This is a genomic window from Spirosoma sp. SC4-14 (assembly GCF_037201965.1).
GTDB lineage: Bacteria > Bacteroidota > Bacteroidia > Cytophagales > Spirosomataceae > Spirosoma.
In genome coordinates, this window is sequence record NZ_CP147518.1 from 7,381,495 (window position 1) to 7,404,807 (window position 23,313).

Consider the following 23,313-nt stretch of genomic DNA (forward strand, 5'->3'; position numbering starts at 1 on the left):
CCGAAATATATAACGAAATTTCGGTCAATTAAGTTAAAAAAGCCAGCGCATCCAGCTATACAAACGAAAACAGTTTTAGACAAATAAAGGAACTAGCTTGACATACAACTAGTTCCTTCTGCAAATATACTATAAATTTGCATCGAAAGTTCCCCATAGAGTATAGGTGATACTCGCAGATTAAGCGTTTAGTATGAAAGTAGAATTAGCCGTAGAGCCGCTTGGATCGTGGATTGAGACCAACGGCAAACCTCTGATCATCGCTGGCCCGTGCAGCGCCGAGACGGAAGATCAGTTAGTAGAAACTGCCCGCCAGTTGAAAGAACTGGGTGCCGTTCATGTTATTCGTGCCGGTGTTTGGAAACCGCGCACCCGTCCAGGTAGCTTTGAAGGAATGGGCGAAGCCGCTCTTCCCTGGATTCAGCGCGCCAAAGCCGAAACGGGCCTTCCGTTTGCCGTTGAAGTAGCTACTCCTGAGCATATCGAACTGGCTCTGAAATATGGCGTTGATATTCTGTGGGTAGGTGCCCGCACTACTGTCAATCCGTTCAATGTACAGGAAATTGCCGATGCTCTACGGGGAGTTGATGTTCCTGTTCTGGTCAAAAACCCAGTTAATCCCGATCTGGCTTTGTGGGTAGGCGCTTTCGAGCGTATTGCCGGTGCCGGTATCAAAAAATTGGGAGCCATTCACCGTGGTTTTGCTACGGGCGAATCCACAAAGTACCGTAATGTGCCGATGTGGCAGATGGCAATCGAACTGAAATCTATTTTCCCTCAGTTGCCCATCATTGGCGACCCAAGCCACATGGCAGGTAAGCGCGCTTATCTGAACGAACTGGCTCAGATGGCGATGGACCTCAACTACGACGGTCTGATTGTTGAGTCGCACATCGATCCGGACAACGCCTGGAGCGATGCCGCCCAGCAGCTTACCCCAGCCGCTTTTGGCGAAATGCTCGACCACCTGCAAATTCGTCAGGTTGAATCGCAAAACCTGGAGTTTCAGGGATTCATGGAGCAATCGCGCCGTAGCATCGATAATGTAGACCGTCAGATTGTTGAGATGCTGGCTGCCCGCATGGCCCTGGTTGAACGGCTGGCCGAATACAAGCGCGACAATAACGTAACGCTGTTCCAACCCGATCGTTGGAAAGAAATCCTGAAAACACGTACAGATCTGGGCACAAAACTCGGGTTGTATCCTGAATTAGTAGAGGAAATCTACAAGATTATCCACATGGAGTCGATCCGGAAACAGACCGAAATCATAAACAGCACTGTTCAGGGGGTATAAATTTAAAATTCTGCCGAAAAAGGGGAATCGGGCTAAAATCCGGGTTCCCCTTTTTTGTTGCTCTGCCTGCCCTTATTAGGCTAAAACGATAGTCCTCATTTCAGCTTTAGTTCCAGTATGGACTGATTGTATCCGGCAAAACAACCCAATCCGCCCTGAATATTGCCAGGAATGAGTACCGGTTCGGCAAAAGGATTGTTACGAACCCGGCGCTGGCGCACCACTGCCGACCAGTACTGGTAATAAGACCTCTCCACATTGTAAAGATTCATGGTTACGAATGCTTTTTTGTACTGCGCCATAAAAGGTAATTGCTGGTTAATCGTCGATCCGTTAAGATACGAACGTCCCGAAATAATCTCGCTCCCATCAATGCCCGCATCCGAAAAAACACCCCGATTGTCGTCGTCGAACGACAGATAAGTAAACTCTTCCCGTTCTGTATAGCCCGGATCGTTTGCACAGGAAGAACAATCGGTAATAAACCGAAATACCCCTAAAACCTGGTAATAATTTGGTTCGCCCAACAGATCCTGCCAGCTAGCCCGAACAACATACCGTCGATTCTGCCCCGCCTGTATCGAATCGAACGTAATACGCTTCAGAGCTACCGGCCCCGGTATCATACAACTGCTGGTTGCCCGTTCACCGGCAGCAGTCAACACTGTCAGCGTATAGGTTTTACCGACAACAATCGGCATAAAGGCGGTGCTGGCACTATAATAAGGCTGGCCATCGGCAAAATACCGAAGGCTTACGGAACGACTACCGTCCGATATGGTAACGGTGGCGTTTACTACATTTCCGGCATTGGCTGCCGGTCCATCACTAGAGGAAAAGCCACCGATGCTGTCGCCTACAACGGTTCGGGAACGCGTTAATTTTACGGCTAATATGGTATCCTGGGGCGACAGGAAGCCACTCACTACTAGTTTCGACGAATCGGCTCCCAGTACACTCGGATCTACTTCGTTGCGTAAACTGCCACAGCCCAACAACCACCAGGCAAGCCCTACAAAAAAGCTCAGAATAGGTGCCATTGTCTTCATGATCAGAACTTGACGTTATAGCTAACCGACGGAACAATAGGAAATACCGAATAGCGAAACAGCCCAATGCCCGATGTGCTGCCTGCTGACTGATCGACGGCTTCAAGCCGATAGAAATAGGGGTTACGTCGGTTATAGAGGTTGTAAACACTTACTTCCCAAGTGCGTTCATGATGCGCCTTCTGCTTATGAAACTGCACACTAACATCGAATCGATGGTAAGACTCGGCCCGAAAACTATTTTTCTGCGTCCCATAGTCATCTACCGTTCGGCTATTCTGCAAAATTGTCTTAATTAATCCATCACCATCTCTACTGTTGCCGTAGAAAAACGATGTGCCGGGCCGGTATGCATCATAGCGCGCCACTGGAACGGTGAGGGCATTTCCGGTTCCATATACCCAGGTAGCCGACATCGTAGTTCGCTTATTCAGTTCATAAATACCGACAAGCGAAATATCGTGCCGTCGATCATAACGCGGATAATAGGGTTTGCCATTGTTTAAATCGGCAAACTGCCACTGAGTCCAGGAGAGCGTATAGCCAATCCAACCCGAAAAGCGGCCTACTTTCTTTTGTAGTAGAAATTCAGCTCCATACGACCAACCTTTCCCGGCCGTAATGTTATCCTCCCAACGAACGCTGTTGGCCGCCGTGGGGTCATTGATCAACAGAAAACTAGCGCCTTCCTTATAGTTAATGATATTATGCATCGTTTTATAATAAGCCTCTACAGTCAGCGCCAATCCATTTTCGACATAATCTTTTGCCAAACCAATCGCTATCTGCTGCGATTGCTGAGGTTTTACCCGATCGGTTGTCGGCACCCACAAATCGGTTGGTAGCCCAATGCCTGTATTCGAGAGCAAATGAACGTATTGATTCATGAGCGCATATGAGGCCTTAATGGAAAGGTTGGGTTTTAGTGTATATGCTCCCGACAATCGGGGTTCGGGCCTGGTATAGCTGACTGATTTCTGTTGAAAATGACTGATCCGAAGCCCACCATTAATATGCCACCGGCTAGACGGTCGCCAGGTATCTTCGGCATAAATACCCGATTCGAGCACATCAATCGTATTTACGTTGCTGCTATACTGGCTGATTGCCGCATTTTGCAATACAACTGCGCTGGGGGTAAACCGATGATAGGTACTCTGAATACCAATCCGAACAGAATGAGCTGGCAAAGGATAATAATCGACATCGTACTTCAGCGAAAAATCCCGAATGCCGGAGTTATACTGAAGCGAGTAGAGCTGATTGTCGGTTGTGCCGAGTTCGGTTGATGCAATCTCAAATTTATAGTTACTAAAAATCAGCGATGCGTTCGAAAATAGTTTCTGATTGAACAAGTGATTCCAGCGAAGGGTAGCCGTCGCATTTCCCCAACTTAAACCGGTATTTGTTTCAGCGGTTTTGTCGCGGGCATGAAATTTATCCCGACCAAAATAGCCACTCAAATAAAGCTTATCGGTCGAACTAAGCTCATAATTAGCTTTGGCATTCAGGTCATAGAAATAGTAACCGATCTTAGTCTGACCACGCGTTTCTGCATTGATAAGCGGTGCCGCCAGAATGTCAAGATAAGTACGTCGGCCCGAAATCAGAAACGAACTCTTTTTATTTTTCGTCAATGGCCCTTCCAGCGTTAGCCGCGACGAAATGAGGCCAATACCAGCCTCGCCATGCAGTTTTTCGCGATTGCCATCTTTCAGGTTCATCTCGATTACCGACGAAAGCCGCCCTCCAAAGCGAGCCGGAAATCCACCTTTTATCAATTCCACACTTTTAATGGCATCACCATTAAAAACAGAGAAAAACCCAAACAAATGGCTGGCATTATACACAACAGCATCGTCCAGAATAATCAGATTCTGATCAGGACCGCCACCCCGTACATAAATACCGGTTTGCCCTTCCGAGCCTTTCTGAACCCCTGGCATCAGTTGCAGCACTTTCAATACATCTTTCTCGCCCAGAAATGCCGGAATTTTTTTTATCTGCCTAATTGGAATATCAATAACGCTCATCTGCGCACTTTCACTCACTTTTTCGCCCGCAACGTCGGCTTTTACATCAACCTCTGCCAAGACCCGCCCCGGAGTCAAAAGCACATTTAGGGTTTGGCTCAAACGTCGAGTATGTGTATGGATTTCCGTTTCATACCCAACAAACGAATAAGCAAGCTGTACACTATCCTGCGCCGGTAATGTTAATGAATAGAAGCCATACGTATTGGTAGTTGTGCCCATGGTTGTGGCGGGCACATAGACACTGACGCCAATTAGTGCTTCCAGGCTCCCCGCTTCGCGTACATAACCACTAATTGTTATCCGGGAGTCGGTTTTTTGTGCGCATACAGGCAGCAGAATGAAAAGACATAACAGCAATTGAAGACCTGCACGCATAGAAGCCGCAAAGAATAAAGATAAGAGCTGGATCGATGCTATAACGTTGGCCTGAGGAAGCACAAAACTAATCAATCTTTTCGTCGTAAAAGTCGTATGGAAGCCACTCACATTTACGATCGGCTATTCCGTCACATTTCGTATTCTGACTAAACAAAACCACTGATTACAAGGTAATAGAGACAGAACCGACCCCTGGGCGACTAACTTCATAACGAACGATGCTTGAATTCGATAAACTCTCACTCAACATACCCGATACCAGAAAGCCACGCGTTGTAATTATTGGTGGAGGCTTTGGGGGCATGAATCTGGCCAAAAGCCTGCGAAATACCGATGTGCAGGTCGTATTGTTTGATAAACAAAACTACAATGGTTTCTGGCCCTTACTTTATCAGGTGGCTACCGCAGGCCTGGAAGCCGACGCCATTGCCGAACCTTTTCGAAAAATGTTCGAAGGGTATACCGATTTTCATTATAGAATGGTCCGGGTCAATCGGATTGATCCGGTGGCAAAAACCGTTACTACGCTCATTGGCGATTTGCACTACGATTATCTGGTAATTGCCACCGGAGCCAGGTCTAACTTTTTTGGCAACGAGCAAATTCAGAAATACTCATTTCCGCTCAAAACGGTCCCTGAAGCACTTAATGTCCGCAGCCAGTTTCTGCAATGTTTTGAGCAGGCCAGCATTACCACCGATCCGGCCGAGCGCCAAAGTTTGCTAACCTTTGTTATTGCCGGGGCCGGTCCTACGGGTGTCGAAATGGCCGGATCACTGGCCGAAATGCGGAAACACGTTCTTCCGAACGACTACCCAGGGCTAGACTTTAGCCAGATGAAAATATACATCGTAGAAGGGCTAAGTAAAGTTTTACCACCTATGTCGGACGAAGCGGGCCAAAAAGCTCAACGCTATCTCGAAGACCTGGGTGTTATCATAAAACTAAACACACTCGTAGAATCGTATGATGGCGAAACAGTCACCTTCAAAGGCGGAGAACAAATTAAAACGCAGACGCTTGTGTGGGGTGCCGGTGTAACGGGTGCCCTGATCGATGGGATTCCAGCCAGTTCTATTGAAAAAGGCCGTATACTGGTCGATCCAATCAATCGCGTACAGGGTCTGACGGATGTATTCGCCATTGGCGACATTGCCTTCATGAAACTGGAAAAATACCCACGAGGTCATCCAGGCGTTGCCCAGCCAGCTATTCAACAAGGTGTTCATCTGGCAAAAAATCTGCGTAGGTTAATGAAAAACGAACCTACCGAGCCATTCGAATATTTCGACAAAGGTTCACTGGCTATTATTGGCCGCAGTCGGGCCGTTGCCGATCTGCCAGGTAATATTCACCTGGGCGGTTTTATAGCCTGGATAGCGTGGCTATTTGTCCACATCTGGTATCTGGTTGGTTTTCGAAGTAAACTAATTGTATTCAGCAACTGGCTATACCGGCTCTTTACCTACCAGCGTGGCACTCGAATCATTGTTCGGCCATTTGTGCGAAAAGACGATAAGGTTGGTCAGGAGATCATAATGAAAAATGAAATGAGTTGATCATCAGCCATTATTAATGAATAAGGAACCTCAATTGAGGTTCCTTATTCATTAATAATGGCCCGCTTACCATCTTCCATAACCTCCGTTAGGGCGCGGAGGAGCTGGGTGATTATAGCGATTATAATGATGATGATGGTTATAACGGCCACCATACCCATAGCGATTGGTGCTATAGTAAGCAGGACCACACCCAGCTACAGCTATTATCAGCAAAAGGGCGGCAACGTACCCGAGCAATTTCTGCGTTTTCATAACATATACTGTTTTAACCAATTCATAGGTTAGAAGTATACCAACGACTTAGGTTTAACACAATGGAATTAACACTCAATTAAAGTTTTGCCGCCACCTATGCTTCCAGAAAGTAATTCCGGCTAAAAACGTTTGCTTTAAATTGGCGTTTAATTAAACAAGGCCCTTGGCTAAGAGCGCTGTTGCCACTATTTTTAGTTTTCGTAGAAACTGGGGCATAGCCCTTTCCTCAAAATGTATCATCAATAATACATTCATACTTTTTCCAGAATGCATCGTATCAGCCCACGCCCCGTTTTGATGGCCAGTTTGCTGTTAGCAACCTTGGTCAATCCCATATTGGCACAAACCACTCTCTCTCCTACGATTCTGGCTTCTAACCAGGCCGACAGTGCCAAAGGCGGTCCGCTCGATCTGGGTAAAATGTGGACTTTCGATAATCCGCCGAAGGAGTATTTCAGCCAAACCTATAATTTCAAGCCCGACGATAAATGGTTCGATGAAGCCCGCCTAGCGTCGCTGCGCTTTGCCGACTATTGCTCAGCTTCGTTCGTATCGGCGAATGGGCTGGTTATGACAAACCATCACTGCGCGCGCGAATCGGGCACCAACGTAACTCGCCGGGGCGAAGACCTGAATGCAACCGGTTTCTATGCCAAAACACTTGCCGAAGAACGAAAAGTAGATGGTCTGTTTGTGGATCAGTTAGTAAAGATCGACGATATCACGAAACAGGTGCAGGATGCCATGAACGGTGCAGGCTCCGAGCAGGCTCAGCTTCAGGCCCGCGAGCAGGCTTTTACGACCATCAAACAGGAATATAACTCCAAACCGGGCTGGCAGGGCCTGGAGCTACAAACCATAACGTTCTATAATGGTGGTCGGTATTCGATTTACGGTTTCAAACGATATACCGATGTGCGGCTCGTATTCATGCCCGAACTTCAGCTCGGTTTCTTTGGGGGAGATTACGACAATTTCACCTATCCTCGTTATGCGCTCGACTGTTCGTTTTTTCGGGTATATGATAATGGGAAACCGCTGCAAACCACGCATTTTTTCAAATTTAACCCAAACGGTATTCACGATGGCGAACCCATTTTTGTGATTGGCAACCCTGGCCATACCGAACGCCTAAAAACGGTTGCCGAACTCGAATTTGACCGCGACCTTCAGGTGCCGTCTACGATTCAACTCCTGCAAAATCGCTCGGCCATTCTGCAAGCCTATAATGCCACGGCCAAAAGCGATAGTATTTTAAATGAAATTTTTAGCTACGAAAACAGTCTGAAAGCTTATAGCGGTCAATTGGCGGGCCTTCGCGATCCTGAATTATTAGCCCGAAAAGCCTATTTCGAACAACAGTTTCAGATGGCAGCCAAAGCCAAAAACCTACCTGCCGACCAATTGAAAACCTGGGACGAACTGGCCGCAAATACAGCCCAGCTTCGAAGCCTGTTCAGAGACGCCAATTATCTGGCACCGAGCGAACGGATTATGGGTGAGTTATTAACGTTTGCCAACGTTCTGACACAATTTGGGGAATTGCTTACCTCGCGGCCACAAGATGCCGAAAGTGCCCGCTCACTGCTTGTATCGCCCGAGATAACCAGTCTTCAGTTAGAAGAAGGCTACCTGGCCGCTCATTTGGCCGAAGCACAAACAGGGTTAGGCAACAATGATCCCTATGTAAGAGCAGCCCTGGGCAATCCAGACGGCACCTTACGAACACCTAAAGAAGCTGCAGCCTATTTAATTAAAACAACGAAACTCCGCGATCCGGCTTTCATTAAAGAACTCGCTACCCGTCCGGGTGCCATTGCCGCTTCCGACGACCCAATGCTGGTGTTGGCTCGTATTGGTTTCCCTCGCTACGTAACAGCCGCCCGGCAGGCAAGGCAAATTTCACAACGCCAGGAGGTATTGCGGGGGCAGTTAGGTCGGATGCTTTACAATGTCTACGGTCCGGCCGTTCCGCCCGACGCAACATTTTCGCTACGAATTAACGATGGCGTTGTAAAAAGCTATGATTATAATGGCACCAAAGCACCTATCATAACAACCTTCGCCGGTTTGTATGACCGCAACTATTCGTTTGCTAATAAAGCCCCCTGGAATTTGCCAGCCCGCTGGAAAAACCCGCCACTCGAACTGCTGAAACAGCCTATGTGCTTTATTTCTACCAACGACATTATCGGCGGTAATTCGGGAAGTCCAATGATCAATAAAAATCGCGAAGCTGTAGGATTGGCTTTCGATGGCAATATGGAAAGCCTGCCCGGTGAGTTTATTTTCGTACCAGAATCTAACCGCACAATATCAGTACATACCGGCGGCATTATTGCGGCCATGCGCTATATGTATAAAGCCGATCGGCTTATCAACGAACTCATTGGAACCACTTCTGCAGGCGCTGCGACCAAAGTTTCGTCAAAAAAATAATTCAGAACAGCAAGTAGCAGTTCTAGTAAAAGTGCTGCTCGCTGCTCTGAATCAACTATATATGAGAGTTAGAACGGGGGGCCATCTTTTTTATTGCCTACTTTAGGGTATCAATTTATCGTAGATACATTATTTTTTAGAAGTCTGTGCAACATCTGCATTTTTCTCCTGTCTTTTCTACGATTACAACCTAAACCACACAATACGCTGAAGCTGTTGGAAACAAACCGAAACGTCGGGCCGCCCTATCCGGATCGACATGCTGAGCTAGTCAAACGCTGCCAACAGGGCGAGCGACGGGCGCAGTATGAGCTTTACCAGCAATACGTCAAGGCGATGTATAACGTCTGCATGCGTATTCTGAATCATGAAGCCGAAGCCGAAGATGTGTTACAGGAGGCTTTTATGGATGCCTTTAACCACATTGGTTCATTTCGTGGTCAGAGCACATTTGGAGCATGGTTGAAGCAGATTGTGGTGAACCGGGCCATTAATCATTTACGCAGCCGTCGACTAGAATTTGTTGACATGGAGTCGAACCGATTTGGCGAAGACGACGGTCCCGACTTTGCCGATACGGAACCTTACGACGAGGAAGGTACCCAACTAGAGGTCGAACGTGTAAAACGAGCAATGCAGCAATTGCCAGAAGGGTATCGGGTAGTGTTATCGCTATATCTTTTTGAGGGGTATGATCACGAAGAAATAGGCAACATATTGAATATCAGCGAAACAACATCCCGAACTCAGTATTTGCGTGGCAAAAAACGGTTGTTAGAAATGTTACAATGAACAACAAAACCGATGATGAGAAAAGATAATTTAGAACGCTTTGTTCGCGACAACCGCGAGGACTTTGACGACAAAGAGCCCCCTGTTGACTTGTGGAAAAAGATAGAAACCGGACTCAACAAGCAACCGTCCGATTCGACCGGGATAGACTCCGCCCGTGAGTCGGCCAACTCCCGCCCGAACGGTTCCAGCCCACTGACCGGCTCTCCGTTTCAACAAATACATAAAAACTCATCCAAACTGGGGGGGCGGCAAATTGGCTGGCCTAACCTCGACTGGCGCGTGGCGGCTTCCATTGCTGTTTTGTTGCTGGCCGGTAGCTTTTTCTATATGAACCATAAATATGGTGTCACGAATCAACCCGAAATTGTGGCAGCCAGTCCAACTTATGCAAAAGAGGTAGTACAGTATACCCGATTGATTGACGAAAAACGAGCCGAGCTGAAACAAATGACCGAAGATAATCCGGAACTCTATCAGGAATTTGCCACGGATCTGGATCGACTCGAAAACTCATATAAGTCGCTCAAAGCCGACTTACCCCGAAACCCAAACCAGGAAATGCTGATTCAGGCAATGATTCAAAACCTGCAACTGCAAATCAACCTGCTTAACGAACAGCTGCGCGTTATCCAGCGCATAAAACAACAGACTCATGAAAATCCTGTTTAGCCTATTGCTTTGCCTGGGCCCGTTATTGACATGGGCCGAGGACCCCTGGGGGGCCGATGCCATCGAGCGAAAGAAAACGATTATTAAACTGTTTGACGTTGACGCTAATGATAATCTGGTTGTCGACAATCAGTTTGGCCAGATAACGGTTGGGCTGTGGGATAAAAGTGAAATCAGGGTTCAAATTACCATCGTAGCCAATTCAAGCACCGACGAGCGGGTCCAGCGTTTTTTAGATGCCGTTTCGATTGAAGAAAAACGATCGGGGAATCAGATTATGCTCCGCACAAACTTTAGCCAGAGCAATCTTTCAAACTGGAGTATGAATAGCTGGAAGAAGAATGGAGAACACAATTTTGTAAAGATCAATTACGAAGTGATGATGCCCAAGCAAAATGCGTTGACCATCCGAAATAAATTTGGCGATACGAGTATACCCGCTTTCCATGCTCCGCTGTCGGTTCATAGCCGCTATGGTAACTTCAGCGCCGATCAACTTACCAGCCGTCAGAACGACATCGACGTAGCGTATGGCAAAGCGAATATTCATGCGCTCGATCAGGGGAAACTCGACATTGCCTATGGAAGCCTCGATCTTGATCGCGTCAATGTACTATTGCTAAACAACAAATTTGGCAAAATGAATATTGGTACGGTTGGGAAACTGGATGCAGAAATCAATTATTCGGGCGCTCAGATAGGTACTCTTCGTGAATCAGGAAAAATTAAACTCGGTTTTTCGGGTGGTTTCCGGATCGAGCAGCTCCCTAAAACCGCCGATAACGTCGAAATTCAGGCTAGCTACTCGCCTATTACATTGCCACTGGACGATAACAATAACTGTGACTTCGACATAACGGTAAGCTACGCCAATTTCAACTATTCGTCGGGGCAGGCGCTTCACTTCACTAGCCAGCCCGAAGACCGAAGTAGTCATAGCGGCCCACGCATGACCAAGCAGTATGTTGGTAAAATTGGCAACGGCTCAGGTACCAAAGTCAGGGTAGTTTCTAAATTTGGCAATGTGAACTTTAAGTAGGACCGGGCCGCCTGGCAGTCAGGACAGCATCTCAATCACTACCTGATGCTGAGGATATTCCCTGAGCAAGTCGGCTCGATTAGCCAGTTCGAAGCCCGAAAAATCGAAGCCGGGCGCAACCGTACAGCCGACGAGCGAAAACGGGCTTCCTTCAGCCGGTTTCGAACCGAACCAGCAACCTGCCGGAACAACCGCCTGAAATACTTCGCCCTGATCAGGATTGCTCCCCAGCCGGATTTGGTCTAACGTGCCATCTGGCGAAATCATGTAAATTATGAGTGAGCCTCCTGCGTAGAAATGCCATATTTCGTCAGCATCAATTCGGTGTAATGCCGAAACATGATGACTTTCCAATAAGAAATAGATGGCTGTTCCGAAAACCCGATCACCGTTGAAGCGGTCGGGAAGAACCGAATACGAAATGGTTTCAGCCGAACGATATGTTTCCGCAAAATACCCGCCTTCGGGGTGAGGCTGCATATTCAGCGCGCTGATATAATAACTGGCGTCTTTCAAAAGCATAATAGCCCTATGGATTGGCAACGTACCAGCACCAATCCATAGGGCATTTTTTTGTATTTATTGCCGGGCCTTTACAACAGTCATAAACTCCCGCGACTTCAACGATGCCCCACCAATAAGGCCGCCATCAACATCGGGCTGAGCAAATAATTCGGCCGCATTTTTCTCGTTGGCACTACCACCATACAGAATTGTGGTATCCTGAGCAATCACATCGCCATATTGGCTGGCAATATGCTGACGCAATTCAAAATGCATATCCTGGGCCTGCGCCGATGACGCGGTCAGACCAGTACCAATAGCCCAGATCGGTTCGTAGGCGATAACAACCTTTGCAAACGATTCGGCCGACAAATGAAACAAACTTTCAGTAATCTGATCTTTCACAAAGCCAATGTAGTCGCCATTCTCGCGAAGATCGCGCGATTCGCCACAGCAGAAAATGGGTTTAAGCCCATTTTCAAGAGCAATATTTACCTTTTCGGCCAGTTGTGCATTGGTTTCGCCAAAGTACTGACGTCGTTCGCTATGGCCCAGAATTACATAATCGACACCGATTGACTGGAGCATGGGAGCTGAAATTTCGCCCGTATAAGCGCCCGATACTTTTTCGTGGCAGTTCTGTGCGCCAAGCGCCAGTTTCCCCCCCGATGTAATATATTGACGAAAAGAAGTCAGATAAATTGCAGGCGGACAAACGACAACCTCAACCTCGCCCGTAACCTCGTCGTTAACCATATTAATTACTTCCGATAGTAGCGCCTGCGCTTCTTCGAAGGTTTTATTCATTTTCCAGTTACCGGCAACTATTTTTTTGCGCATACGATAAGAAATAAGGTGCTAAGAATCAACCCGATGAATTAAATGAACAGCATAAATGTTCAGCAATTAAGGGCGAAATTAGGGCTTTTCGGGGGAATGCCCCATTGGGTTAAGATCAAATTTTACGGAGAAGGCATGATAAACGGATAACCGGTTGTGAACTTAATAAACCAGCCTTATAATTTTTGTGTTATTCTAGTAAAAAATACGTAATTTCAATGTTATAACAACATCTACATGAAAGCGGTGGTATTGGTAATCGGGATGCTTTGCTCCTATCTGGTCGCCTGGGGAGATGATCACCACCAGCGCACACCCGACCGGGAGCGATATGGCTTTTATATTGCCGGAAATCGCACCTGGACACGAATTCCGTTCAAGCTGCATTCGAATCTGATCATTGTGCCGGTACAAATCAATGGTTCCGATACACTTCAGTTCATTCTGGATACGGGTGTGGGCAATACGCTTATTACAGATCCTACCATTTTTCAAAAACGCCCGCTTACGCTAGCCCGTAAAGTAAAACTTATTGGTGCCGGTGAAGGCAATAATCTAACGGCCTCCATTGCCATCAACAATGACCTGAAAATGGGCGGGCTACGAGCGTCACACCACAATATTGTTATTCTGGACGAAGACATTCTTAAGTTATCCGAGTATGTAGGAACACCCGTTCATGGCATTTTTGGTTATGAAGTCTTTGCCAATTTTGTAGTAAATGTTGATTTCCAGCGCCGGGAAATCATGATTATGCAACCCAAAAAATACCACTATAAAAAGCGCAAAGGCGACCGTTACCCAATCACAATTCATGATACCAAAGCCTACACCGATGCGCTTTCGGTTTATGATGGTGAAAAATCAATGCCCCTACGGGTCGTTCTGGATACGGGGGCTGGTCATGCCCTGTTGCTCGATCGGTCGCGCAGCACATCGGCCGTTCCGCTGCCGGCCAAAGTGGTTCGGGCCCAATTAGGCCGCGGTCTGAATGGGGTTATTAATGGTAGTCTGGGCCGGATTGAAAAAATACGCTTTGGTCGATTTGAGCTGGACAATATACTGGCCTCATTCCCCGACAGCTCAGCCTTTGGCATGAAACTGGTCGATATGCCCGAACGCCAGGGCAACGTAGGCTGTGAGCTATTGCGCCGGTTCAATGTAACATTCAATTATCCTGAACGCTACATTGTGATGAAGCCTGTCAAACGGCTAATGCACGAAACATTTGAACATGATATGAGCGGGCTAGAACTTCGAGCGAAAGGGGAGCAGTACCGCAATTATTATATCGGTAAAATTATTGAAGGATCACCTGCCGATCTGGCAGGGTTGCAGGAAGGTGACGAACTCATGTTTGTTAACAACAATTCGGTTAGCAACCTCACAATCAGCGATATTTATAAAATCCTACAGAAAGGTGAAGGCAAAGAAGTGTCAGTACTCGTACGGCGAAAGGGTGAACTTGTGGTTGCGACTTTTGCCCTAAAACGACTCATCTGACACGTTATTCCATTCGTTCGAGCTTAAATCGAAACGTTGTTCCTTTATCCAGTTTGCTCATCACCGTAATTTTGGCTTTATGGGCATTAAGGATATGCTTAACAATGGCCAGCCCCAAACCAGTACCACCCCGGTCTTTCGATCGACTCTTTTCAACCCGATAGAATCGTTCAAAAATCCGGCTTAAATGCTCAGGAGGAATACCAGGGCCATCGTCTTTTACGGCAACCAGCACATGCTTTTTGTCTTCTTCCAGACTCACCAGTACCTTACCATTATCGTTGCCATACTTAATCGCATTTTCGATCAGGTTAGTCATAACCTGCATAATGCGTTGCGGATCAGCTTTCACCCAAACAGGGCCCGGTTTATCGATCCGTAATTTTAAAAAAGTACGTTTGGCCGATGCAATTTTCTCCAGCTGGTCAAAAATTTCCTGTACAACATGCGCCAGATCAATTCGTTCGAAGCTCATTTTCACTTCGCCGGTTTCCAGTTGCGACAGAGCAACAAGATCCTTTACGAGTGCATCGAGGCCATCGAGACTTTTGGCTGCTTTCGAAAGGAATTTGTCGCGAACGTGCTCATCATCGATAGCGCCATCAATGAGCGTATGAATAAAACCCTGAGCCGCAAAAATGGGGGTTTTCAGTTCATGAGAAACATCGGCCAGAAACTCGCGTCGAAACTGCTCTAGTCGTTTTAACTCATCAATTTCTTTCTGCTTTTTAGCGACATAGACAAAAATTTCGTCGTTCAGTTTTTTGAATGGATTGGTATTTTTGATTACCGCCTTCCGCGGGATAGTAAAATCCCTGATTTTCAGCTTATGAATGGTTTTATACATTTTATTGACCTCTCGAAAGACAAGCAGCTCAATTGCATAAAGGACCAGAAAAAACGAAATAACAAACGACGACACCCCTACAACGAACAACATGTTGTTCGTTACTCCTTCTACAAACGTCAGAAATGCCAGCGTAAGAGCCGAAATTAAAGACGCCAGCAGAAGAGCAATGAAACGAGGACTAAGAGACATGGAACAAAGAGTGAAAGAGCGAAAGGGTGAAAGAGAAAAAGTTCTACTTGTTTTTCGCTCTTTCGCCCTTTCATTCTTTCGCTATTCAGGTTGGTCGGTAAACATATAGCCCACACCTTTTAGGGTCCGAATGTGCGTATCGCCGATCTTTTCGCGGAGTTTGCGAATGTGCACATCAACTGTGCGTTCGAGAACATAAATATCAGCGCCCCATATTTTCTGGAGCAGTTCTTCCCGGCTAAATACTTTATTAGGGTGTTGCGCCAAAAAGAACAGAAGTTCAAACTCTTTCTTGGGCAGAATCACCGATTTATCGCCCTGAGCAACCGAATAATTTTTTCGATTAATAGTCAGATCAACAATATTGATTTGCTCACCAGGGTCGGCTTTCTGGGCTTCGCGCCGGAACAAGGCATTGATCCGACTCATGAGGGCCCGAGGCTTAATCGGTTTCGTAATGTAGTCGTCGGCCCCTACATCGAAAGCAGCCACTTCTGAGTATTCTTCCGAGCGGGCAGTCAGATATAGAATATAGGTTTGACGTAATTCTGGGATTTCGCGCAATTGGCGACCGGCTTCTATGCCGTCCAGATGAGGCATCATAATATCAAGCATTACCAGTTCGGGCAGGTAAGTCCGGGCTATTTCAACAGCCTTTCGGCCATCAGTAGCAGTACGGACGTCGTAACCTTCTTTGGTAAGATTGTATTCAAGCATCTCGACAATGTCGGCGTCGTCGTCGACGACTAAGATGCGATGCAGCGGTTGAGCAGCTTTAGCAGCACTCATGTGAAGCAGAGTTGGTGAGAATGGCCTGTTTTTTATGTTAGGCAGCCCGAAGTTACGTGGCTTATCCACAACGTTACGCCTACGGAATGCATACTTAACAAAAATTTAACAGTCGTCCAGCTAATTTACAAACAAATTATCTGCTGGCTTACAGCCAATTATCGAATCGTTCTGAATCAGAACGACCCTCAACGATCGTCTGTCAGAAAATAGTCTTCGAGTTATTTTTTTAATAAATATACAGGAAAATAACGATTAGTATCTAAATCATGTTTATCCTGCGTTATGGATACTCGTGCACGGGAAGTAAAGCTTCCATCATACGCTAAAATAGCCTGCGTATTGTTATCAATGGTGATTATTGTTTATGGGTTACATGCACTACAGGGCCTGTTAATTCCGCTGGTATTTGCCATTCTGTTTTCGGTATTACTCTTTCCACTGGCTCAACGGCTCGAAAACTGGAAAATTCCGCGCGTAGGAGCTATTATATTATGCCTGATTTTAACGCTGGCAGTCATTGTCGGAATTTTATATGCCGTATCGTTGCAAATCAGCAGTTTTGCTGAAGTTTTACCGCAGCTAATCAAACGCGGCAACGAGTACCTTAACGAACTTCAAACCTACGCCGACGAACGCCTGAATATCGATCGCCAGCGGCAGGTTGCCGAAGTTCGAAAATACCTTAACCAGGCCTTATCGGAAGGGGGTACAATCCTGACCAGCACTCTATTAGCTACAACCAGCACCTTGACCGATATTTTTCTGGTCTTGCTGTTCATATTCTTTTTTTTGTTGTACCGCGATTTCTTCCGATCGTTTTTCTACAAAGTATTCCATGGAACCCGGCGCTCCAAAATCGATTCGGTAATGAGCGGCATTTACGATGTTGTTAAAGATTATCTGGCAGGTTTGGTACTGGTTATTCTGATCATTGGCACCCTGATGACCGTTGGTTTGTTTATTCTGGGCATCGATTATGCCATTTTCTTCGGTTTTTTTGGGGCCTGCCTGGTCCTGATTCCTTATTTCGGTATATCGATAGGTTCGCTGCTACCCGCTGCCTATGCGCTTGTTACACAAGACAATCCATTGAAAGCGCTGGGTGTTATTGGCGTTTTTCTGTTTGTTCAGACGCTGGAAGGCAATTTCATCACCCCCTACATTGTCGGCTCAAAAGTAAGTATTAACCCGCTGGCTGCCATTATTGTGCTGATTCTGTGGGAGAACGTATGGGGATTTCCGGGCCTGGTGCTGGCTTTGCCTATGACCGCTATTATTAAGGTTATTTTTGATGCCGTTGAGCCATTACAGCCCTATGGTTTTTTGATTGGCGAAGCCGAAAAACCGCGCCCGCCTATCAAAAATTTTCAGCAACTGGCCGACCATTTACCCAAACGGGCAAAAAAAATTGGTGAGATCGATGAGAAGACTTAACGCCCTACTCTTAGTTCTTGCACAAAGAACCCCATCTGATTCGGGAAACTGTTTGCGTTTTGTGGAGCAAGCTAGTATATTTGCACTCCCAAATACGGAATAGCTGCTCCCGTAGTTCAATGGATAGAATTATGGTTTCCGGTACCATCGATAGGGGTTCGAATCCCTTCGGGAGCACGAAATGAATTTAGTTAAGGCTTATAAATCAACGATTTATAAGCCTTATTTGTTGATACAGAGCACATTATAGAGCTATAGTGAACTGAAATGAACCAAACATAGTCCGTTATAGTTCGCTGGGTTTGATACAGATTTGATACGCTTTTTATTAGAAGTGTGAGGATCGATGTTTGAAGCTAATCAATTCAACATCGCCCATGACACATAAAGTGAGGTATCGTATTTTGTTCAACCGCCGGAAACAGACCGATACAGGGCTTTCTTATAGAAATAGCAGGGAGTGGTTATAGCCCTACTTTTGTGGTTGCTAGACTACAAAACCATGACTACTGCTCCCTGCCAGGCTAAAACTACGACATTTTACCAACTTCTTGACCAAACCCCTGGACTTGATACCAGGGATAATCGAGGTAAACGCCATGATATGGCTCTGATAATAAGTGGATTAGTGCTTGCATTATGCTGTGGGCGAGATGGTAAACTCTCCGGACTTCATCACCATATGGTTAACCACTATAAACTACTTTGTAAGGCGACTCGGCAGACCCATAAAAAGCCCATTTCACGCGCCCAACTTCCTCTACTATTAGCTAAAGTGAATGGCGTACTGTTTGCTCAACTACTGTTTAAGTGGTTCGGCCTGACCCTGGATGCTGACCAGAAACGGTGGTTTGCTATAGATGGTAAAGACTTGAGGGGAAGCATCCAGCCCGACCATACACGGGAGAAGCCTGTGTATCAGCTCTTGCTCATGACTCCGAGGAGATTGTCAATCAAGCGTATTATCAGGGCACCAAAGAAAGTGAACGGCCCACTGTACGCCAACTTCTGAATGACACTGGGCTCTATAATCAGAAACTGACTTTAGACGCTCTTCATCTCATCCCCTTGACAATCAACGCTATTCATGGAGCTAATGGTGTATATCTAATTGGCGTAAAATCAAATCAGGCCCATCTTTACCGTTATTGTATCTGTAGCAGCCTGGTTGAGAAAGCAACTTACCAACGAAGTGATATACCCCAACGTGGGCATGCGGGGCCGCCCGTGCGGCCGACTTAAGCAACGCACCTACTCGTGTTTTAGAGTTAGTCCACTGGCTTTAGCTATCCGATGGAAAGATGCAGGCATAGCTACACTAGTTCGAGTGGAGCGAATTCGGCAAAAGCTGCATGGCAGCCAACTAACGACAGAGACAAGTTACTTTTTAAGCAACACCCAACCCACTAACCAGCAAGAAGCCAACGATTTATTTGATGCGATCCGCCACCACTGGCGTGTCGAAGTAATTCATTATCAACGAGACGTGACGTTAGGAGAAGATGCACTACAGACTAGCAGTCAATCTGTGAATCGGCTTATGAGTAGTTTACGAACACTGACAATCAATTTATTAAGGCGATCAAAGCCCAAGAATATGGCGGCACAGATTGACAATTTTGCCGATAGATTCCATACCTTAATTCAGTTCATGACTAAAGAAATGATTTTATAAGAAAACCCTGCTGCACCGATGAAGATGGTAAAGTATATATTGCTCATATTATGGGGGATGTTACTTATATCACCAATCACCCCCAGGTATCGAGCCTGCATACCAATTTTTACGAGCGGTTTAACCAGCAAAACAAACAAAACCATGCCCGAGCCAACTGATGACATTCCCGACTATTTGCCAGATGGTACAATTAACATTCATGGCAAATTAGCGCTCCCTTTCCGCATTTATAAACAGGTAAACAAGCGGGGTGAAGAAGAGTATATTATTAGAGATTCAAGGCCTACCGTTCAGCAGATGAAAAAACGGTTAGATGATGATTTAGATAAAGCCTATAACGGTCAATAACGCAAAAGAGAGGGAGCTTCCCTCTCTTTTGCTATAAGCAGTTCATAACGTCAAGCTTAAATTGTTAAGCATTAATTGACACCCTCTTGTCATTACAAATATAAATAGATAAAATCTATTGACTCTATAAGGTCATAGAAAATATCTATTCATTGATAATCTTCATAGCTAATCTTGTGCCGTTTTTGACACAAAGTATAGGAGCCAAGACTTAACTTATTGATTATAAGTGGAAAGCAATGATCTACAGCCTTCCAGTGGCTACTCGTCTTACTCATATAATGTTGTCACGAATTCACATAGGGGTGACAAATCAGGAACGACCGTTGTAGATATATAACTCCGATAGTTTCAATTAGCTATCAAACAAATAATTATTGGAGATAAGTGCTAAAAATACATAAATACAGGTTTTTTCAGAGTTTGCCCATTTGAAAATATAAATTCTGTTACTAAAATATAAGTGGATGCGATTCCGACATCAGATACTAATTCCAATTGAATTCTTGCCGGATCATTAAATTTTAATAAAATTGGGGGCAGTGCATTCTTTTCTACAATAAAATTTCCAGTTTTTCTGTAATGATCTAATTGACGTTGATATTGCCCGAACATCTCTTGAAATTCTTCTTTGCTTATACCAGGACTTTCCATACTAGGTAAATCCGGTATGTCAATTACATACTTATATAGGGAATTAACTACGCTTGATGGCTCACTTGGAGCTCCATCTCCTTGATCGGGTTGAAGGTAAATAATAGTTATTTTTATTTTTTTTAATATTGTATTTTCATCCCCACTATTGTTAAAAGTGATATCAAAAATTGGATTTTTGCTCTTAGTGGAATCTTCATTGTTGCTCCTATTAATATTTATAATTTCTGTTTTTTCTATAGTTTCTATTTTAGATATTTCTTCGAATGCTTTGTTTATTTCTTCGTTGTAGTAATTTGATTCACTTTCGTTTTTTTGTCTAGTTTCGATAGTTTCTTCATTTGTTTCCGAATGCACTTCGTTATATACTTCGATAAAATTAGATAGATCGGTGTTAATTGCAAATTGTATTAATTTGACATTGGCTATTTTAGGTGCACTTTCTTTTGGTCTAGAAATAATAGAGGAAAGGATCAAAGAGAAGCCACCTATTAATGAAGTTAATAATGCAACCTTCTGAGGAGTGGTCAACTTTCTAAATAAAGCAATCATTTTATTTGAATTTGCAATCGTTAGCCTTAATTGAACTTTTTCTTTTCCCGAGGTTTTAGCAGAGGTTAGAAGCAATAGACACTTTGCGTTGCAACAGCCGGTAAACTGCTTTTCCGTCAAACTGCTTGTTACGCCTGGTCTGGTAATGGCTTTGGTTCAGCTTTTCGGCGATTTGGGCATAGGTCATATTCTTATTTCGGTAGAGTGTGGCCAACTCCGTAGCCTGAATATTAGCTTTGTGGGTTTTGGCATTCTCTATTCTTACCGTTTTACTTTTCTTAATAGCTTCTGAATTAAGATTTTGCGGTGTACCGAGCTTAAAGCCTTGCACTTTTTTTTGTGCCAGGGCTGCGCGGGTACGTTCTGAAGTTCGTTCTGCTTCATACTGAGCAAACGTAACCATCATACCTACCGTAAGCGTATTGGCATCGGGCAGATCACAGGCCACGAAGTCAACTCCAGAATCCCGCAGTGTCATCACAAAGGCTACATTCCGGCTTAACCGGTCGAGCTTCGCAATAAGGAGTTTTGCTTTGTGCTGCTGACAGGCTCGGATAGCTTCCTGAAGCTTTGGCCGCTCACTCTTCCGACCGGATTCAATTTCCGTGTACTCAGCCGTGATCTGATCTTCTTCCCGCAAGTATCGGCTAACGATTGCTTGCTGATCGCCCAGGCCCAGGCCGGAACGTCCTTGTGCTTTTGTTGATACCCGGTAGTAGCAGATGTAATCCATATATAGCCTTTATTATGTATCTGGGAGGTATTCCATGACCTAAATGGTCAAATATCGCATTTTATGGCATATTACAAACGACCGTTCATAATATGCCATAAAAAAATGTGAATTAAAAGCTTACTCCTGTTGTAGCATTATTCTGAAAGTAAATTGTTATAAGCCCAAGAGGAATCGTAACAAACATTTACTTTTATACTATTTACATATGAATAATTCATACTATAATACTGTCGCAAATACTGAAGCAAGACCAGTCAGCCTTCAGGAAATAGAAGAATATTTAAGGTGGCTGACTGATAGCCTGTCTGAACTTGATACTTTTCTATCCACAAACCTCGAAACAGACTTAGAATATAAACCTATCTTCCTTGATAGAGATCTGACATTTGATAGAACTTTTATAGGCCATACAATACTCAAGCTTAATGCATTTCGTAATTCAATCGGCCAAGGTTTGTTTTGCACAAGTAAACTAATGACATATTGTATAGATTCAAAAGATGCAGATGATCTAATAATTGTAAATTTTAAGAAAGATTTTAAAACCTTAGAATTTGCAGTAATTTTTTATATAAGGGCGCAGTACCTTGGGCTATTGACAGGTAAAGTCAATATTATACTTAGTACAATTTGGGATTTATTTTTAAAAGTAGAATCTGATTATATTAAGCGGTTAGATCCAAAGTTAGCAAGGGAAAAGATAAAAGCAAAACTCTTGGAATTAGAAGAAAGTAAAATTAAATCTCCTAAGCTAATATACTTGTGGAACGTATATAGAGAGAAAGAACATGAAATTTATAACTTACTAAAAGAGTATTTTCTTGATGATTCCGTTACCGAAGAAAAAATTTTAGTTAATGTCATTTTGAAATCATTAAAAAAAGTTCAAGGCTTGGGGATACATATTTCATCATATGAAAAAGCAAGAACTAAACTAACCACAGAATTTATTCAAAACTTTATAGCTAAAGATGAGTCAGATTATGGATTTTCAGAAAATTTGAAAACTATAGGGGAAGTTGATATTTTAATAGAGAAAACGGATGGTAATGCCGTCGCAATCTGCGAAGGGTTCAATTTAAAAAAACATTTCAATAAACCATTGATAATCAACCATATAAACAAACTTTTTACTTATGATGTTAATGGCTTAAAAGCTAATTTTATCATAGCTTATGTTGAAACATCTGATTTTAATAAGCTTTGGGATAAATATTATTCATTTATCCAAACCATTAGTACTCCCTATAACTTGATTGAGACAGTGCACTTATCACATGATTGGCCTGATCTGCCTACCGATATTAAACTTTGTAGGCTCACCTATTCACGGAATGGGTTGAAAACAGTTGTTTATCACATGTTCGCCCATATGAGTCCTCTGAGAGTCTAATGTACTATTATAAAACAAGTATACTTACATTTGAATCTGCATCGTATGCATGCATTTTTTACTAATTCAATTAGTACTCCCTCAGCATTAGAGAAATTTTCTTGCCTAATAAATTTTGTAGTCCTTGCTGATTCTAAAAATCATATTTTAACCATATATTATTGAATCTTTAAACCAACCTGAGTGTAGGTATATCTATAGTTAGTGACAGTTATTTTATTATACTTATTACTTTATTATACAAATAAAAATTGTTTCTAAATTTAGCTTAATGTAGTATAGCTTATACACTTTTAAGATAATTAAAGCCAATTAAATATA

General features: G+C 44.4%; 21 protein-coding genes and 1 tRNA gene. 13 read left to right on the forward strand and 9 right to left on the reverse strand.

The genetic code is table 11. The features are described 5' to 3' along the window. Positions 1-193: 193 nt before the first annotated feature. A complete protein-coding gene (locus WBJ53_RS30480; RefSeq protein WP_338873416.1) occupies positions 194-1,297 on the forward strand; it encodes a chorismate mutase in 1,104 nt (367 codons plus the stop codon). A 95-nt stretch (positions 1,298-1,392) separates the two neighbouring features. Here the strand turns inward: WBJ53_RS30480 and WBJ53_RS30485 are convergent, their stop codons facing one another. Next, on the reverse strand, positions 1,393-2,346 hold the full coding sequence (locus WBJ53_RS30485) for a DUF4249 domain-containing protein (protein WP_338873418.1): 954 nt from the start codon (positions 2,344-2,346) through the stop codon (positions 1,393-1,395). A gap of 2 nt (positions 2,347-2,348) precedes the next feature. Then, positions 2,349-4,757: a TonB-dependent receptor gene (locus WBJ53_RS30490; protein WP_338873420.1), complete on the reverse strand. Its 2,409-nt coding sequence runs from the start codon at positions 4,755-4,757 to the stop codon at positions 2,349-2,351. A 221-nt stretch (positions 4,758-4,978) separates the two neighbouring features. Here WBJ53_RS30490 and WBJ53_RS30495 point away from each other — a divergent pair, with 221 nt between their 5' ends. Further along, positions 4,979-6,319 carry an NAD(P)/FAD-dependent oxidoreductase gene (locus WBJ53_RS30495; protein ID WP_338873422.1) on the forward strand — a complete coding sequence of 447 codons (1,341 nt, stop codon included), beginning with the start codon at positions 4,979-4,981 and terminating at the stop codon, positions 6,317-6,319. A 66-nt stretch (positions 6,320-6,385) separates the two neighbouring features. Here the strand turns inward: WBJ53_RS30495 and WBJ53_RS30500 are convergent, their stop codons facing one another. After that, the gene (locus WBJ53_RS30500; protein ID WP_338873424.1) at positions 6,386-6,574 is read right to left on the reverse strand and encodes a hypothetical protein; all 189 of its coding nucleotides are present in this window, start codon (positions 6,572-6,574) and stop codon (positions 6,386-6,388) included. A gap of 270 nt (positions 6,575-6,844) precedes the next feature. Between WBJ53_RS30500 and WBJ53_RS30505 the strand changes: the two genes are divergently transcribed. The 4 genes from WBJ53_RS30505 (at position 6,845) to WBJ53_RS30520 (ending at position 11,519) form a co-directional block, all read left to right on the forward strand. Continuing rightward, entirely contained in the window at positions 6,845-9,016 is a 2,172-nt protein-coding gene (locus WBJ53_RS30505; RefSeq protein ID WP_338873426.1) for a S46 family peptidase, read from the forward strand. Positions 9,017-9,232: 216 nt separating this feature from the next. Further along, positions 9,233-9,808, forward strand: coding sequence for an RNA polymerase sigma factor (locus tag WBJ53_RS30510; protein ID WP_338873428.1), 576 nt, complete (start codon positions 9,233-9,235; stop codon positions 9,806-9,808). A 15-nt stretch (positions 9,809-9,823) separates the two neighbouring features. Then, positions 9,824-10,480 (forward strand): hypothetical protein, encoded by a 657-nt coding sequence (locus WBJ53_RS30515; protein WP_338877255.1) that lies wholly within the window; start codon positions 9,824-9,826, stop codon positions 10,478-10,480. Then, positions 10,464-11,519: a DUF4097 family beta strand repeat-containing protein gene (locus WBJ53_RS30520; protein WP_338873430.1), complete on the forward strand. Its 1,056-nt coding sequence runs from the start codon at positions 10,464-10,466 to the stop codon at positions 11,517-11,519. Before WBJ53_RS30515 ends, WBJ53_RS30520 begins: the two co-directional genes overlap by 17 nt. A gap of 18 nt (positions 11,520-11,537) precedes the next feature. On the opposite strand, the gene WBJ53_RS30525 is transcribed toward WBJ53_RS30520, so the two are convergent. Continuing rightward, positions 11,538-12,041 carry a cupin domain-containing protein gene (locus tag WBJ53_RS30525; protein ID WP_338873432.1) on the reverse strand — a complete coding sequence of 168 codons (504 nt, stop codon included), beginning with the start codon at positions 12,039-12,041 and terminating at the stop codon, positions 11,538-11,540. A 57-nt stretch (positions 12,042-12,098) separates the two neighbouring features. Next, complete coding sequence (gene tpiA / locus WBJ53_RS30530; protein WP_338873434.1) at positions 12,099-12,863, reverse strand: triose-phosphate isomerase; 765 nt, start codon at positions 12,861-12,863, stop codon at positions 12,099-12,101. A gap of 237 nt (positions 12,864-13,100) precedes the next feature. On the opposite strand from tpiA, the gene WBJ53_RS30535 reads away from it, so the two are divergent. After that, entirely contained in the window at positions 13,101-14,366 is a 1,266-nt protein-coding gene (locus WBJ53_RS30535; protein WP_338873436.1) for an aspartyl protease family protein, read from the forward strand. Between the two features lie 4 nt (positions 14,367-14,370). Here WBJ53_RS30535 and WBJ53_RS30540 read toward each other — a convergent pair whose 3' ends face one another. Beyond that, entirely contained in the window at positions 14,371-15,405 is a 1,035-nt protein-coding gene (locus tag WBJ53_RS30540; RefSeq protein ID WP_338873438.1) for an ATP-binding protein, read from the reverse strand. An 81-nt stretch (positions 15,406-15,486) separates the two neighbouring features. Next, positions 15,487-16,194, reverse strand: coding sequence for a response regulator transcription factor (locus WBJ53_RS30545; RefSeq protein ID WP_338873440.1), 708 nt, complete (start codon positions 16,192-16,194; stop codon positions 15,487-15,489). Positions 16,195-16,479: 285 nt separating this feature from the next. Here WBJ53_RS30545 and WBJ53_RS30550 point away from each other — a divergent pair, with 285 nt between their 5' ends. The 5 genes from WBJ53_RS30550 (at position 16,480) to WBJ53_RS30570 (ending at position 19,657) form a co-directional block, all read left to right on the forward strand. Continuing rightward, positions 16,480-17,631: an AI-2E family transporter gene (locus WBJ53_RS30550; protein ID WP_338873442.1), complete on the forward strand. Its 1,152-nt coding sequence runs from the start codon at positions 16,480-16,482 to the stop codon at positions 17,629-17,631. A gap of 105 nt (positions 17,632-17,736) precedes the next feature. Then, positions 17,737-17,808: transfer RNA gene (locus tag WBJ53_RS30555), tRNA-Arg, on the forward strand. 325 nt (positions 17,809-18,133) lie between these two features. Beyond that, complete coding sequence (locus WBJ53_RS30560; protein WP_338873444.1) at positions 18,134-18,643, forward strand: hypothetical protein; 510 nt, start codon at positions 18,134-18,136, stop codon at positions 18,641-18,643. 315 nt (positions 18,644-18,958) lie between these two features. Continuing rightward, positions 18,959-19,306: a hypothetical protein gene (locus WBJ53_RS30565; protein WP_338873446.1), complete on the forward strand. Its 348-nt coding sequence runs from the start codon at positions 18,959-18,961 to the stop codon at positions 19,304-19,306. Between the two features lie 144 nt (positions 19,307-19,450). Further along, the gene (locus WBJ53_RS30570) at positions 19,451-19,657 is read left to right on the forward strand and encodes a hypothetical protein (RefSeq protein WP_338873448.1); all 207 of its coding nucleotides are present in this window, start codon (positions 19,451-19,453) and stop codon (positions 19,655-19,657) included. Positions 19,658-20,047: 390 nt separating this feature from the next. Here the strand turns inward: WBJ53_RS30570 and WBJ53_RS30575 are convergent, their stop codons facing one another. Continuing rightward, entirely contained in the window at positions 20,048-20,938 is an 891-nt protein-coding gene (locus WBJ53_RS30575) for a hypothetical protein (protein WP_338873450.1), read from the reverse strand. Beyond that, positions 20,919-21,596: a recombinase family protein gene (locus tag WBJ53_RS30580; RefSeq protein ID WP_338873452.1), complete on the reverse strand. Its 678-nt coding sequence runs from the start codon at positions 21,594-21,596 to the stop codon at positions 20,919-20,921. The genes WBJ53_RS30575 and WBJ53_RS30580 overlap by 20 nt, the downstream gene beginning before the upstream one ends. A gap of 208 nt (positions 21,597-21,804) precedes the next feature. Here WBJ53_RS30580 and WBJ53_RS30585 point away from each other — a divergent pair, with 208 nt between their 5' ends. Continuing rightward, positions 21,805-22,992, forward strand: a complete 1,188-nt coding sequence (locus tag WBJ53_RS30585) for a hypothetical protein (RefSeq protein WP_338873454.1) — start codon at positions 21,805-21,807, stop codon at positions 22,990-22,992. The last annotated feature ends 321 nt before the right edge of the window (positions 22,993-23,313 follow it).

Coding starts and splice junctions, on each gene's coding strand:
- WBJ53_RS30480 (WP_338873416.1), top strand. CDS start 194: ATGAAAGTAGAATTAGCCGTAGAGCCGCTTGGATCGTGGATTGAGACC.
- WBJ53_RS30485 (WP_338873418.1), bottom strand. CDS start 2,346: ATGAAGACAATGGCACCTATTCTGAGCTTTTTTGTAGGGCTTGCCTGG.
- WBJ53_RS30490 (WP_338873420.1), bottom strand. CDS start 4,757: ATGCGTGCAGGTCTTCAATTGCTGTTATGTCTTTTCATTCTGCTGCCT.
- WBJ53_RS30495 (WP_338873422.1), top strand. CDS start 4,979: ATGCTTGAATTCGATAAACTCTCACTCAACATACCCGATACCAGAAAG.
- WBJ53_RS30500 (WP_338873424.1), bottom strand. CDS start 6,574: ATGAAAACGCAGAAATTGCTCGGGTACGTTGCCGCCCTTTTGCTGATA.
- WBJ53_RS30505 (WP_338873426.1), top strand. CDS start 6,845: ATGCATCGTATCAGCCCACGCCCCGTTTTGATGGCCAGTTTGCTGTTA.
- WBJ53_RS30515 (WP_338877255.1), top strand. CDS start 9,824: ATGAGAAAAGATAATTTAGAACGCTTTGTTCGCGACAACCGCGAGGAC.
- WBJ53_RS30520 (WP_338873430.1), top strand. CDS start 10,464: ATGAAAATCCTGTTTAGCCTATTGCTTTGCCTGGGCCCGTTATTGACA.
- WBJ53_RS30525 (WP_338873432.1), bottom strand. CDS start 12,041: ATGCTTTTGAAAGACGCCAGTTATTATATCAGCGCGCTGAATATGCAG.
- tpiA (WP_338873434.1), bottom strand. CDS start 12,863: ATGCGCAAAAAAATAGTTGCCGGTAACTGGAAAATGAATAAAACCTTC.
- WBJ53_RS30535 (WP_338873436.1), top strand. CDS start 13,101: ATGAAAGCGGTGGTATTGGTAATCGGGATGCTTTGCTCCTATCTGGTC.
- WBJ53_RS30540 (WP_338873438.1), bottom strand. CDS start 15,405: ATGTCTCTTAGTCCTCGTTTCATTGCTCTTCTGCTGGCGTCTTTAATT.
- WBJ53_RS30545 (WP_338873440.1), bottom strand. CDS start 16,194: ATGAGTGCTGCTAAAGCTGCTCAACCGCTGCATCGCATCTTAGTCGTC.
- WBJ53_RS30550 (WP_338873442.1), top strand. CDS start 16,480: ATGGATACTCGTGCACGGGAAGTAAAGCTTCCATCATACGCTAAAATA.
- WBJ53_RS30560 (WP_338873444.1), top strand. CDS start 18,134: ATGACTACTGCTCCCTGCCAGGCTAAAACTACGACATTTTACCAACTT.
- WBJ53_RS30570 (WP_338873448.1), top strand. CDS start 19,451: ATGCCCGAGCCAACTGATGACATTCCCGACTATTTGCCAGATGGTACA.
- WBJ53_RS30580 (WP_338873452.1), bottom strand. CDS start 21,596: ATGGATTACATCTGCTACTACCGGGTATCAACAAAAGCACAAGGACGT.
- WBJ53_RS30585 (WP_338873454.1), top strand. CDS start 21,805: ATGAATAATTCATACTATAATACTGTCGCAAATACTGAAGCAAGACCA.